This window comes from Agromyces sp. NPDC055661, assembly GCF_053618135.1.
In genome coordinates this window covers 883,338-895,889 of sequence record NZ_JBSHHC010000001.1, presented here as the reverse complement: position 1 = coordinate 895,889, position 12,552 = coordinate 883,338, and the positions used below count along the sequence as shown (strand labels likewise).

At 70.5% G+C, this 12,552-nt stretch carries 13 protein-coding genes; 8 read left to right on the top strand and 5 right to left on the bottom strand.

What is annotated here, in order from left to right; translation table 11 throughout:
* Positions 1 to 84 precede the first annotated feature (84 nt).
* On the top strand, positions 85 to 1,338 hold the full coding sequence (locus ACWGO8_RS04095) for a glycosyltransferase (RefSeq protein WP_452041853.1): 1,254 nt from the start codon (positions 85 to 87) through the stop codon (positions 1,336 to 1,338).
* A gap of 35 nt (positions 1,339 to 1,373) precedes the next feature.
* Here ACWGO8_RS04095 and solA read toward each other — a convergent pair whose 3' ends face one another.
* Positions 1,374 to 2,567 (bottom strand): N-methyl-L-tryptophan oxidase, encoded by a 1,194-nt coding sequence (gene solA / locus ACWGO8_RS04090; RefSeq protein WP_452041852.1) that lies wholly within the window; start codon positions 2,565 to 2,567, stop codon positions 1,374 to 1,376.
* Between solA and ACWGO8_RS04085 the strand changes: the two genes are divergently transcribed.
* Positions 2,554 to 4,209, top strand: a complete 1,656-nt coding sequence (locus ACWGO8_RS04085) for a right-handed parallel beta-helix repeat-containing protein (protein WP_452041851.1) — start codon at positions 2,554 to 2,556, stop codon at positions 4,207 to 4,209. The two genes, solA and ACWGO8_RS04085, sit on opposite strands and share 14 nt — an antisense overlap.
* Positions 4,210 to 4,215: 6 nt before the next feature.
* Here the strand turns inward: ACWGO8_RS04085 and ACWGO8_RS04080 are convergent, their stop codons facing one another.
* Positions 4,216 to 4,818: an HDIG domain-containing metalloprotein gene (locus tag ACWGO8_RS04080; RefSeq protein ID WP_452041850.1), complete on the bottom strand. Its 603-nt coding sequence runs from the start codon at positions 4,816 to 4,818 to the stop codon at positions 4,216 to 4,218.
* Positions 4,819 to 4,928: 110 nt separating this feature from the next.
* On the opposite strand from ACWGO8_RS04080, the gene ACWGO8_RS04075 reads away from it, so the two are divergent.
* A complete protein-coding gene (locus ACWGO8_RS04075) occupies positions 4,929 to 5,186 on the top strand; it encodes a zinc-ribbon domain-containing protein (protein ID WP_452041849.1) in 258 nt (85 codons plus the stop codon).
* Positions 5,187 to 5,224: 38 nt separating this feature from the next.
* On the opposite strand, the gene ACWGO8_RS04070 is transcribed toward ACWGO8_RS04075, so the two are convergent.
* The gene (locus tag ACWGO8_RS04070; protein WP_452041848.1) at positions 5,225 to 5,692 is read right to left on the bottom strand and encodes a VOC family protein; all 468 of its coding nucleotides are present in this window, start codon (positions 5,690 to 5,692) and stop codon (positions 5,225 to 5,227) included.
* 105 nt (positions 5,693 to 5,797) lie between these two features.
* Here ACWGO8_RS04070 and ACWGO8_RS04065 point away from each other — a divergent pair, with 105 nt between their 5' ends.
* Entirely contained in the window at positions 5,798 to 6,535 is a 738-nt protein-coding gene (locus ACWGO8_RS04065; RefSeq protein ID WP_452041847.1) for an acetolactate decarboxylase, read from the top strand.
* Between the two features lie 16 nt (positions 6,536 to 6,551).
* Here the strand turns inward: ACWGO8_RS04065 and ACWGO8_RS04060 are convergent, their stop codons facing one another.
* Positions 6,552 to 7,280, bottom strand: coding sequence for a hypothetical protein (locus ACWGO8_RS04060; RefSeq protein WP_452041846.1), 729 nt, complete (start codon positions 7,278 to 7,280; stop codon positions 6,552 to 6,554).
* Positions 7,281 to 7,343: 63 nt separating this feature from the next.
* On the opposite strand from ACWGO8_RS04060, the gene ACWGO8_RS04055 reads away from it, so the two are divergent.
* On the top strand, positions 7,344 to 7,772 hold the full coding sequence (locus tag ACWGO8_RS04055; protein WP_452041845.1) for a hypothetical protein: 429 nt from the start codon (positions 7,344 to 7,346) through the stop codon (positions 7,770 to 7,772).
* A gap of 10 nt (positions 7,773 to 7,782) precedes the next feature.
* Here the strand turns inward: ACWGO8_RS04055 and ACWGO8_RS04050 are convergent, their stop codons facing one another.
* Positions 7,783 to 8,697 carry a LysR family transcriptional regulator gene (locus ACWGO8_RS04050; RefSeq protein WP_452041844.1) on the bottom strand — a complete coding sequence of 305 codons (915 nt, stop codon included), beginning with the start codon at positions 8,695 to 8,697 and terminating at the stop codon, positions 7,783 to 7,785.
* A 73-nt stretch (positions 8,698 to 8,770) separates the two neighbouring features.
* Here ACWGO8_RS04050 and hisD point away from each other — a divergent pair, with 73 nt between their 5' ends.
* From hisD to ACWGO8_RS04035, 3 genes are read left to right on the top strand one after another with little or no spacing between them, the layout of a single operon-like run.
* Positions 8,771 to 10,105, top strand: a complete 1,335-nt coding sequence (gene hisD, locus ACWGO8_RS04045; RefSeq protein WP_452041843.1) for a histidinol dehydrogenase — start codon at positions 8,771 to 8,773, stop codon at positions 10,103 to 10,105.
* Positions 10,102 to 10,899: a nitrilase-related carbon-nitrogen hydrolase gene (locus ACWGO8_RS04040; RefSeq protein ID WP_452041842.1), complete on the top strand. Its 798-nt coding sequence runs from the start codon at positions 10,102 to 10,104 to the stop codon at positions 10,897 to 10,899. Before hisD ends, ACWGO8_RS04040 begins: the two co-directional genes overlap by 4 nt.
* Before the next feature lie 44 nt (positions 10,900 to 10,943).
* Positions 10,944 to 12,422, top strand: a complete 1,479-nt coding sequence (locus tag ACWGO8_RS04035; RefSeq protein ID WP_452041841.1) for a purine-cytosine permease family protein — start codon at positions 10,944 to 10,946, stop codon at positions 12,420 to 12,422.
* The last annotated feature ends 130 nt before the right edge of the window (positions 12,423 to 12,552 follow it).

Below are 12,552 nucleotides of genomic sequence, written 5' to 3'. Positions count from 1 at the left end.
ACGGCGATCGGGGTTCCCACCGATGCATACGACCCCCGCATGGCGATACGCTCGGCGGCATCCGACCCGGGAGGGCGATCGCCGATGACTCCGAACCCGCCGCGCACCTACCTGTTCGCGTTGACGGATGCCGGTGGCACCGTGCCGCCCGAGGTCGGCGTCGTCCGCCGCGTCGCCGAGCGCGGGCACCGCGTGATCGTCCTCGCCGACGACTCGATGGCGAGCACGGTCGAGGCGACCGGCGCCGAGGTGCGCACGTGGACGCGACGGAGCACGGAGTTCCGCGACTGGGAGCTGCGCAGCCCCATGGCGCAGGCCCGTGGCATGGCCGAGCACATGCTCGTCGGCGCAGCCCCCGCGCAGGCCGACGAGACCGGCGCCGCGATCGACGAGCTCGAGCCCGACCTCGTGATCACGTCGGGCTTCGGACTCGGCGCGATGATCGCGGCCGAGTCGCGCGACGTGCCCTTCGACCTGCTCATGCCGAACGTCTACGTGCTGCCCGCCGACGGCATGCCGCCGTTCGGTGCCGGCCTGCGGCCCGCCCGTGGTCCGCTCGGGCGCGCCCGTGACGCCGGAATGCGCCGGGCGAGCGCGGCCCTCATCGATCGGTACGCGCTGGGCGACCTCAACGGGGTCCGCACGGCGCACGGACTCGATGCCGTCTCGACGCTCTGGGAGCAGATGGGCGCCGCCCGCCGCCAGCTCGTGCTCACGTCGGCGGCCTTCGACTTCCCGGCCACCCTCCCCGACAACGCGCGGTACGTCGGGCCGATCCTCGACGATCCTGCGTGGGCGGATGCCGCGGACTGGCGCCTCCCGCCGGGCGACGCGCCGCTCGTGGTCGTCGCCATGTCGTCGACGTTCCAGAACCACGTGGACTGCCTGCAGCGGATCACCGCCGCACTCGGCGGCCTGCCGGTGCGCGGGCTCGTGACGACGGGGCCGGCCGTGTCGCCGCAGGCGATTCCCGCGGCCGAGAACGTGGTCGTCGTGGCATCCGCGCCGCATCGCGACGTGCTGCCGCTCGCCGACGTCGTCGTCACGCACGGCGGCCACGGCACGGTCATCAAGGCGCTCGCCGCAGGCAAGCCGCTCGTGATCCTGCATCACGGACGCGATCAGGCCGACAACGCGGTGCGCGTCACGTCCCGCGGCGCCGGCGTCGCCGTGCCGCGCAGCGCCTCGAGCGCGCGGATCGCTCGGGCTGTCGAGACGGTGCTCGACGATCCCCGCTACCGCGCGGCGGCCGGTGAGCTGGGGCAGGCGATCGCGCGCGATGCGAACGACTCGGCGCTGCTCGAGGAGCTCGAGGGGGTCTCGGCGCGGGCTCGGTGAGGTCGAGCGCCCCTCGTCGCAGGTGTCGCGCTGCCTCAGCCGCTGAACCGCCGCGGGTCGAGGAACGCGGCATCCGTGAAGTGCTCCTCGCCGACGACCGACTGCGCGACGAGTTCGCCGAGCGCCGACGCGTGCTTGAACGAGTGCCCCGAGCAGCCGCCGCCGACGACGACGCGCGGATGCTCCGTGGCGCCGACGACGAACAACGCGTCAGGTGTGTGCGTCATGATGCAGGTCGTCACGCCCGACGGCTCGGGCTCGAGGTCGGGGAACGTCGCGGCGACGAGGTCGCGGATGCCGTCGGTCTCGCCGGGATGCACGGTGCGGTCGATCGCGTCGGGGTCGTCGGCGACGAACGGGCCGTCGAACTCGGGCCCGACCTTCGCGTCGAACCCGCCGAAGCCCTCCTTCGAGGCCGGACCTTCGGCCGGCACCATGCCGTGCCCCCAGATCCACGTGTCGTGCCCGGGCACGCTGCGGATGAACACCGGCAGCGCGTCGAGATTCGCATCGTGTCCTTCGCGGGCGCGGAACCACGTCATGATCACGCGGTGCGGCGTGAGCGGCAGGTCGGGCACGAAACGGGTGATCCACGGGCCCGCGGTCACGGCGACCCGGCGCACGCGGAACTCCGCGGCATCCGTGCGCACCGTGACGCCGTCGGCGTCGGGCTCGATCGCGACGATGCGGGTGCCGGTGAGGATGCGCGCCCCCGCCGCTCGGGCGGCCTCGGCCGCCGCGACGATCGCCGCTTCGGGGCGCAGGATGCCGGCTTCGGGATCCCACACCCCGACGTCGCCCGGATTCGTGCGGGCGTGCGCCGGGAAGCGGCTCGCGATCTCGTCGGCGTCGAGCCGCTCGACGGGCAGGTCGTGGGCCTCGGCCGCCGCGAGCGTGCCCTCGATGATGTGCGAGTCGGGCGGTCCGATCATGAGGCCGCCGGTCTCGAAGAACAGCGACCGATCAGCGGATGCCTCGAGCTCGCGCCACAGGTCGCGGGCGCGCCGCGCGATGGGCGTGAGCCCCGGATGCTCCAGGCACGCCACCCGGAACAGGCGCGTCCTGCCCGTGGATCCGCCCCACGCGTTCCCGGGCTCGAACTGCTCGAACCCGATCACGTCGACCCCGCGCGCGGCGAGCCGCCACGCGGCGCTCGACCCGACCGCGCCGAGGCCGATCACCGCGACCTCTGCGTCGAAGCTGGCGTGGTCGTCGGTGGTGGTGCTCATCCTTCGATTCTCGCGCCCAGCGGTGGCCGTGTGTCGGCTGGTGACGATGATGCCGGCGGCTCAACTCGTCGTTGACGCCCGCGGCCGAAACGGAGGATCATACCCGTATGCGAGGAATCCTCGCGGCGCTTGGGGGCAGTCGCCGCGAAGTCCGATCTCGCAGCTCGAATCGAATGCTTCGCTATGGGGGGAAGTCATGTCTTTCGTTGAGCCTGAATCCGAATCCGAATCCGCTCGCGTTCGTCGCGGTCGTCGCGCCGTCGCAGTCGCGGTCGGAATCTGTGCACTCGTCGTGCCGATGCTGGGCGGGTCGGCGGCTTGGGCGGCGAAGCCGCTCGTGGTCGACGACGACGGCGCCCAATGCGGATCCGCCGCGTACACCAGCATCGCCGATGCCCTGGATCACGCCGTCGACGGCGATCGCATCCAGGTGTGCCCCGGCGTGTATCGGGAACCACTGCATATCACGAAGTCGGTCACGCTCGTCGGGCCCGTCGACGCCGTGAGCCGGCTCGACTGCTTCGCCGCGGCACCGACCACTCCGGGGGACCTCGACACCACGCAGGTCGCCGTGCTCGAGCCGAACGTGGCAACGACCGAGGCGACCGACCCGCTCGTCGTGCTGGACGCCGACGGCGCCGAGCTGGCCGGGTTCGTCGTGCAGGGGGTGATCGACGACACCGCCGCGATCATCACGGTCCCTCCGGCTGCGAACTATCCGGTGTACACCCCGGCGGTGGCGACGAGTGACGCGCACTCGGGCTACCGCATCCATCACAACCTGATCCGCTCGAACACGCTCGGCGTCGAGCTCGGCAGCAGCGGTGACCTGCCGACGAGACTCGACAACAACTGCCTGCGCGACAACGAGTGGGCGGTCGCCAATCAGCGGATGGTCCTCGACGACGCGGTGCTCGTGGGGAACACGGCGTTCAGGACGCTCGTGGCCGGGTTCGAGATCGGCTGGAGTTATCGCGCGGCCGTGGACGTCACGGTTCGCGAGAATGTCGTGGAGGTGGGCCGATACGGGATCCTCGTCGAGAACTCCCGTGATGCGCGCATCGCGGGCAACCACGTCGCGTCGGTGCGTGAACGAGGCATCTGGATCTCGGGAGCGAGCACGAACGTCGAGGTCATCGACAACGTCGTGGAGGGCGGATTCACCACCTTGCCGACCGCGGCGAGTGGCATCGCGACGACGTTGACGAGCAGCAACATCCCGCTGGCGCGAAGCACCGGCGTCGTCATTCGTGGGAACACCGTCTCGGGGATCCGCGCCACCCTCCCGAGCGGCGCGATCGCGGGATTCGGCGTGGCGGTGGGCGCAGGATCACTCCAGGGCGCCGTGATCACCGGCAACGTCGTATCCGGAAGCGGATCTGCCGGAATCACGCTGGTCAACAACAACCCGAACAACGTGCTGCGTGGCAATCTCTCCTCCGACAACGGCACCTACGGCATCCGCCTGCAGGGCGCTCTCTCGATCGGAAACGACCTGCGCGGAAACACCATGCACGGCAACGCGCTCTTCGATGCGAGCGACATCACCGATGCCAATCCGGCCGACGGGTTGTCGAACACCTGGCTCGACAACGAATGCGTCACCGACGAGCCGGCGGGAGCGCTCTGCCTGATCGAGTAGTCCGATTCAGCGCGCGAGCGTGCGCGCGACGCGCAGCCACGGCACGGATGCGTCGGGGCGGGCGGCCGCCCCACGTGCCTCGCCGTCGCAGCGGACGACGACGGCCCAGTCCTCGAGCGAGGTGCCGGCGGCCGCGAGTCGAGCCTGCAGTCGCCGCACCGCTCGCGCGCTCGGCTCGCCGTGCACGGAGATGTGCGCCATGTGCGTCTCCGTGATGGCGGCGGCAGCCCGAACGAGCGGATCGGGGAGGTCGAGTCGGCGACCCATCGACCGGATCAGCTCGGCACCGCGCTCGGCATGCCCGCGCGAGCTGATCCGACCGTCGATGCGCCGAGTCGTATCGGGCTTGCCGACGTCGTGGAAGAGCGACGCGAACACGAGGAGCATCCGTCGTTCGGCATCCACATCGTCCTCGTCGGAGTACCCGGCCGCGAGGTCGGCCGCCCACATGGAGTGCACGAGCACGTCGCCTTCGGGGTGCCAGTACGCGTCCTGCGGCGTCCTCGCGAGGGCCGCGAGCTCGGGTATGGCGTCCACGATCCCGTCGTCGCGGAGGGGACCCGACGGCACCGGCGCCTCGCGCACGATCCGCAGCAGCGCTGCGCCCACCTCATCCTCCGAACAGATGCCGCCGCCAGTCATGTCCTGCACTCTGCACGGTGCCGATCCCTGTACGCAAACAGGTCGTGACTCCCAGCCCCGATCCGTAGCCTTGGAGCATGTTCCTGTTCATCGGCGTGTTCCCGCGTGAGCGGGAGCTCGCCGTGGCGCGTTTCCACTGCGATCGCTGCCATGAGGACGCGGCGCAGCACATCATCGAGACCGGCAGCCGGCTCTGGGTCTTCTTCCTCCCGCTCTTCACGTTCTCGCGTCAGTACGTCGTCGTCTGCGAGCACTGCGGTGCGATCACCGAGGTCACGCTCGAGTTCGCGAAGCGGGCCGCCGACCTGGCGGCGCACGACGAGCAGCTGCGCTGAGCCGCGGGCCCGCGGCATCCGCTCGACCGGGTCTCGCGTCAGGCGTTCGCGAGCTCCGAGATCACGATCTTCTTCTGCTGCATCATCACCTGGATCTGCGCGGGCGTGCGCGTGAGCTCGCCCATGTTCGCCGGAATGACCTGCCAGCTCAGGCCGAAGCGGTCCTTGCACCAGCCGCACTGCTCGGACTCCGGGACGTGCGACAACTTCGACCAGTAGTAGTCGATCTCGGCCTGGTCGGCGCACGAGACGATGAACGAGATCGACTCGTTGAACCGGAAGATCGGCCCGCCGTCGAGGCAGGTGAAGTCCACGCCGTTCAGCGTGAACTGGCCGTTCAGCACCTTGCCCGACATCCCCTGGAAGTTCTCGTCGAGCGACTCGTCGGGATACTCGTCGATGCGGTTGATGCGCGAGTCGGGGAACACCTCGACGTAGTACTCCATCGCCTCGCGCGCGTTGTCGTCGAACCACAGGCACGCCTGGATCGGTGTCACGTCGGCCATCGTCGAACCCCCTCGTCGGATGCTGCGTCTCCCCGGCCACGCTACGCCGATGCCTCGCCGTGATCGAGTGATCCGTCGGGCGAAGGGCCGGAGTACGATCCGACCGTGACGACTCCGATCCACCAGACGGATGCCGCGGTGACGCAGTTCGCGGTGCTCGACGCGCTGCTCGCCGGCGCCTACGAGTCGGGCATCCGGGTCGACGAGGCGACCGCGATCGGCGACTTCGGGCTCGGCTGCGTCGACCACCTCGGCGGCGAGGTGGTCATCCTCGACGGCTCAGCGATCGAGTGCACGCTCGACGGTCCGCCGGTGGTGATGGGCGGCGACGAGATCCTCCCGTTCGCGATCGTATGCCGCTTCCCCGACATGCCTGCGGCCGACCTGCTTGAGCGGGATTTCGCGGGGTTCGCGGCATCCGTCGAGGGGAGGCTCGCGAGCCGGAACCTCTTCCACGCGGTGCGATTCGACGGCGTGCTGTCGGACGTGCGCGTGCGCGTGACGCCGCGGCAGCACCACCCGTTCCCGCGGCTCGCCGACGTGACGAGCCAGCAGGTCGAGACGGTGGCGCGCGGCATCCGGGGCACCGTCGTCGGGTTCTGGACGCCCGCGATCTACCAGGGGATCGCCGTCGCCGGGCTGCACCTGCACTTCCTCAGCGAGGACCGGGGCCTCGGCGGCCACGTGCTCGACCTCGCCGTCGACGCCGGGGAGCTGCGCGTGGCCGCGTTCGCTCGGCTCGACCTGCGGCTGCCGACCGACGAGCTGTTCCTGCGCACGGAGCTCACGCACGCCGAGGACCATCGGATCGTCGCGGTCGAAGGCGGCGGCGCGTCAGCTTGACCGTGCTCGTCACACGTCAGACGTGCCCGATCCCGAAGTTCCACGGGGCGAAGATCGTGTTCGACGCGCCCTTCCACTCCCAGGTGTTGATGGCGACCGAGTACGCGTTCTCGTACTCGCTGTAGGGCTGCTGCTCGCCGATCGGCTCACCGGTCTCGACACGCACCTGGTCGTAGCCGTTGCCGGACCAGGGTTCACCGAGCTCGGCGGCGAGCGCCTGGGCATCGCTCCCGGGCTGGTACCCGTTCACCGTCCGAACGATCACGCCGCTGCCCACCGTGGGGGCCATGAAGTACACGCTCACGTTCAGGTCGATCTGGCCGTAGTCCCCGTATCCGTTCTCGGACACGACCTCCTCATGGTCGTCGGTCACCATCAGCCCGTCCCACTGGTACTCGGTGCGGGCGGGCGTCTCGATGCTGGCGCCGTACTCGGTCGGCACGGGCGTCGCCCCGAGGACGGTCTCGAGGGCACCGAGGAATGCCGCCGCTTCTGCGTCGTAGGAGAGGGTCGTCACCACTGCGCCCTGCGCGTCGAGGAGTTCCAGCTGCTCGGGACGCACGACGATCTCGGTCACCGTCGTGAGCGGATCGATCGGCTCGGGCTCCGCGGTCGGCGTCGGGCTCGCGGGCCTTGCGTCGGCGGTGGGTGATGGCGTCGGCGTGGTTCCGAAGGTGCAGCCGGTCAACGTGAGCAGGGTCGCTGTGGCGATCCCAGCAGCGGCCCGTCGGGCGGTGAGCTTCATCGGTCTCCGGTTCGTAGGGTCGGGGATGCGCTGCGCTCACTGTATCCGCCATACAGTGACGTGATGGATGCCTGCGCAGCGCTCGCCGAATCGATCGATCGACTCGCGGCCCGTGGGTACTCGAGCCGCCGGTTCCTGAAGGAGCTGGGACGTGTGGCCGGGGTGCGTCGCGGACCCATCTGGCTGTTCGACGCGGCATCCGGCGGCCGCGATCGCCTGCGCGGTCGTGGCTTCCGTCGCGCCGTGGACGATGACACCGACGGGCAGGCACGGCACTTCGCCGGGACCGTCGCCGTGGCGACGCGTCTGGGCGGATCGTTGACGCAGTGGCTCACCGTGCACATGCTGCGCGATGCCCCCGACACCGCCGACGGGCGGCTCAGCGAGGAGGCCATCGAGTTCGTCAGGCTCGTGCGTTCCGGCGGGTTGACCCAAGCGGATGCCGCGGGCTGGGTGCGCGAACGGCTGTGCCACGCTCCGACGGGCGGCTGAGCAGCGAGTGCTACGGGCGGACGGAGCCGCGGTCGGCCGGTCGGAGCAGTTGGAGGGCGGTCGACACCAGCGCTTCCGTGACCGGTGAGAGGGTGCTGCCCGTGCGGGTGACGAGCGCGATGACGTCGTAGAGGGGTTCGGCGAAGGGCGTGGTCAGCAGCTCGGCCGGGAACGTCGGGCTCGAGACGACGGCGCGTGCGGCCATCGTCTCGCCGAGGCCTCTCCCGACGAGTGAGAGGGCGGCCTCGACGTTCTCCACCTCGATCACGGGATCGAGCTCGACGCCGGCGGCCAGCGCGCGGTCGGCGAGCTGACGCCGGGTCGGGTCGTCCGATCCGTAGTGCGCGTCGTACAGGATCAGCGGCGCCCCGGGAATCCGCTCGATGGTCATGGGCTCGGCCGTTCGGGCGGGATCCGCGCTCACCCACAGCACCTCGTCACGGCGGATCGGGCGCACGTCGAGCCCGTCGGACGGCACGGGCAGCACGATGAAGCCCGCCTCGAGCTCACCAGCGCGTACGGCCTGCGCGACGCTCACCGAGTTCTGCCCGACGAGGCGGATGCGCACGTTCGGGTGGGCGCGGTGGAACTCCTCGGCGAGCGACGAGAGGAAGTAGAAGTCCGCGTTGCGGAGCACGCCGAAGGAGGCAACGCCGCCGTCGAGCCCTCGAAGCGAGCGGACCAGGTCCTCCGCGCCGGCAACGCTTTCGACCGCGCGCCGCGCCCAGGGCAGCAAGGACTCGCCGGTGGCGGTGAGCTGCAGCGTGCGCCCGCCGCGCACGAACAGCTTCAGCCCGCACTCGTCTTCGAGCGTTCGGACGAGTTCGGAGACGGTCGGCTGCGCAAGGCCGAGCCGACGGGCCGCGGCCGTGAACGACCCGCCCTCCGTGGAGGCGATGAAGGCGCGGAGCTGCGAGATTCGCATAGGGAAAGCCTATGGTATTCAGTGGTGTTCTCAGGGTTGTCCTTCGGTTTCGGGCCTGCCTAACATGACCGGCATGCGTCACACCTCTGCCGTCCTCGCCCGTCATGCCGACCGCATCCAGCGCGTGAAGGTCCCCGCAGTCGATGCCCCCGCTGCGCAGCGCGACCCGGCGGTCATCGCCCGCGTCAGCGAGATGCTGGCCGACCTCGAGCGGCGCGGCCTCGACGCCGTGCGCGACTACGCGCAGCGGCTCGACAACTGGACGGGCGGCTCGTTCGAGCTCGACGGGAAGCGGATCGCCGCCAGCGGCGACCGCCTCGACCCGGCGCTGCGCGAGGCCATCGAACTGGGATCGGAGCGGACGCGAGCATTCGCCCGTGAGCACCGCGCGCACCTGCAGGACTTCGAGTTCGAGCCGGCTCCCGGGGTGCGCACGGGCGTGCGCTACGTGCCGGTCGGCCGGGTCGGGGCGTACCTCCCCGCCGGGCGATTCCCGCTCACCGCCTCCGCATTCATGACCGTGGGCGTCGCGAAGGAGGCCGGAGTGCCTCGCGTCATCGCCTGCACGCCGCCCCAGCCCGACGGCGGACCGAACGACGCCGTGCTCTACGCCGCGTACCTCTCGGGCGTCGACGCCGTCTACGTGCTCGGCGGCGTGCAGGCGCTGGCCTCGATGGCGTTCGGCCTCATCGAGGAGCCCGTCGACATGCTCGTCGGCGCCGGCAACGCCTACGTCGCCGAGGCGAAGCGCCAGCTCTTCGGCACCGTCTCGATCGACCTGCTCGCCGGTCCGAGCGAGGTCGCCGTCATCGCCGACGAGACGGCCGACCCGGTGATGGTCGCGGCCGACCTGCTCGGCCAGGCGGAGCACGGTCCGAACTCACCCGCCGCGCTCATCACCACCAGCCGTGCGCTCGCCGACGAGGTGACCGCCGAGGTCGACCGCCAGCTCGTCGACCTCTCGACCGCCGAGATCGCCGGCGCAGCCTGGCGCGACTACGGCTCCATCACGGTCGCACCCGACCGCGAGACCGCCGTCGAACTCATGGACGACCTCGCCCCCGAGCACCTCGAGGTGCTCACGGGCGACGACGACTTCTACGCGGCGGCTCTGTCGAACTACGGCTCCCTGTTCCTCGGCCCGTGGAGTACCGTCGCCTACTCCGACAAGGGCGTGGCGGGCACGAACCACGTGCTGCCCACCGCCGGCGGGGCGAAGCACAGCGCCGGGCTGTCGGTCTCGAGGTTCCTCAAGCCGCTGACCTGGCAGCGGATCGACCGCGACGCGACCCCCCTCGTCGCGGAGGCGACGCATGTCATCTCCGAGTCCGAGGGGATGTCCGCCCACGACGCGACCGCCACCCTCCGCCTCGCTCGGCTGGAGGCCACGGAACAGGTGCCGGCATGACCGTTCCACTCCGCGCTGCGGCGCTCGAGGTCGACATCCGGATCGGCGACGTCGAGGGCAACCTCGAGCGGATCCGGACCGCACTCGACCGCGGCGCGGCATCCGGTGCCCGGCTGATCGTGCTGCCGGAGCTGGCGACGAGCGGCTACCTGTTCGACGACGTCGCAGAGGCCGCGCAGGCGGCCCTGACCCGCGACGACCCGCGTCTCGACGCGCTCCGTGCCGCGTTGCCCTCGGGCGTCGTCGCCGTGCTCGGCTACCTCGAATGCGACGGCGACCGCCTGTACAACTCGGCCGTGGTGCTCACCGCCGACGCGATCATCGGCCAGTACCGCAAGGCGCACCTCTGGGATCGCGAGAGCGAGCTGTTCGAAGTGGGCGACTCGGCCGGGGCGGTCTTCGACACCCCCGTCGGGCGGCTCGGCGTGGCGATCTGCTACGACAACGAGTTCCCCGAGGTGCCCCGCGCCCTCGCGCTCGCGGGCGCCGATGTGCTGGCGCTGCCCGTCAACTGGCCGCTCGTTCCGCGGCCCGACGGCGAGCACGCGCCCGAGGTCATCCAGGCGATGGGATCGGCGCGGTCGTCGCGATTGCCGACCGTGATCGCCGATCGCATCGGAAGCGAACGCGGGGTCGCCTGGACGGGCGGCACCACCGTGATCGACGGCGACGGATGGATCGCCGCGGTGTCCGACGACGGTGTCGCGCTCGCCGACCTCACCCTCACACCGGGCGACAAGGCGCTCAGCCCTCGCAACGACCTCTTCGGCGACCGCCGACCCGACCTCTACTGACCCACCTCCGAACGCCTCGCGCCTCGCGCCCGAAAGGACCTGCCATGACCCCCCAGTCCACTGCACCGTCGCAGACTGCACCAGCAGCCGCTCCTCGCCCCGCCATCGAGGTCAAGTCGATCGACTGGGTACCGCTCGACGAGCGCCGCGGGAAGCCGACGATGCTCTTCCCGCTGTGGTTCATGTCCAATGCGAACCTGACGACGCTCGCCACCGGCATGGTGGGAGCCGCGCTCGGCGCGAACCTGGTCACCTCGCTCCTCGCGATCACGATCGGCGTGGCCGTCGGCACGATCTTCACGGCGTTCCACTCGGCGCAGGGTCCGCAGCTCGGGCTGCCGCAGATGATCCAGTCGCGCGCCCAGTTCGGCTACCGCGGCGTCGTCGTGATCTGCCTCGTGGTCGTCGCGAGCATCGTCGGGTTCAACATCTTCAACCAGCTGCTGGCCGCCGACGTCATCAGCCAGACCACCGGCATCCAGGCGCCGAACCTCTGGTACGTCCTGATCACCGCGCTCGCCCTGGCGCTGGCGATCGTCGGCTATCACTGGATCCACCGCACGCAGAAGTGGCTCACGTGGCTCTTCCTCGCGACGTTCGGCCTCTTCTCGGTGGCCGCGATCTTCCTCCTGCCGCTTCCCATGGACCAGTTCTCGCTCGCAGGCCTGAACTGGCCGGCGTTCCTGGTGCAGTTCGGCGCGGCCGCGGCCTATGCGCTCGGCTGGGCACCCTACGTGTCGGACTACTCGCGCTACCTGCCGCCGCAGACGAGCCCGCGCCAGGCGACGTTCTACACCTACACCGGCGTCTTCGTCGGGGCGGTCTGGCTGATGGCGCTCGGTGCGTTCGTCGCAGCGCTGTTCACGGATGCCGCGCCGATCGAGGCCGTCCGTCAGGCGGCCGACGCGATCCTGCCCGGATCGGGAACGTGGCTCCTTCTCTCCGCACTGCCCGCGCTCATCACGGTCATCACGGTGAACATCTACGCTTCGTCGATCGAGGTCATCACCATCGTGGACTCGTTCAAGACGATCACGCCGACCCGCCGCGTGCGCATCATCGCGTGCAGCGTGATCGCGCTGGCCGGGCTGATCGGGGCCGAGCTCTCGACAGGCGAGTTCCTCGCCTCCTTCGGCAGCTTCCTCGTCGTGCTGCTCTACGTGCTCGTGCCGTGGACGTCGGTGAACCTCGTCGACTACTACTTCGTGCGTCGCGGACACTACGCGGTCGGCCAGATCTTCGTGCCGAACGGCATCTACGGCAACTGGGGCTGGCGCGGGCTCACGGCGTACGCCATCGGCATCGTCGCGATGATCCCGTTCGTGGTGACCGCCTGGTACGTGGGTCCGATCGCCCAGGCGATGGGTGGGGCGGATGTCGCGCTGTTCGCCGGTCTCGCAGCCTCGGCCGTTGCCTACCTGATCCTCGCTCGCAGCCTCGACCTGGATGCGGAGCGGAAGCAGGCGAAGCTCGACACCGAGTCGATCGGCGTCGAGTCGGTGAGCTTCGGGTCGCGTCGCTGAGACCCGGCCCACCGGTCGAGGGGTTGCGCGGGGGGCGCCCGCCCCCCCGGGGGGTGGGGGCCCCGCACCCCCCCGAGGAATAAACCACGGAAAAAAGAACGGGCCGGTAGCGGGGCCCCCACCCGGGGCC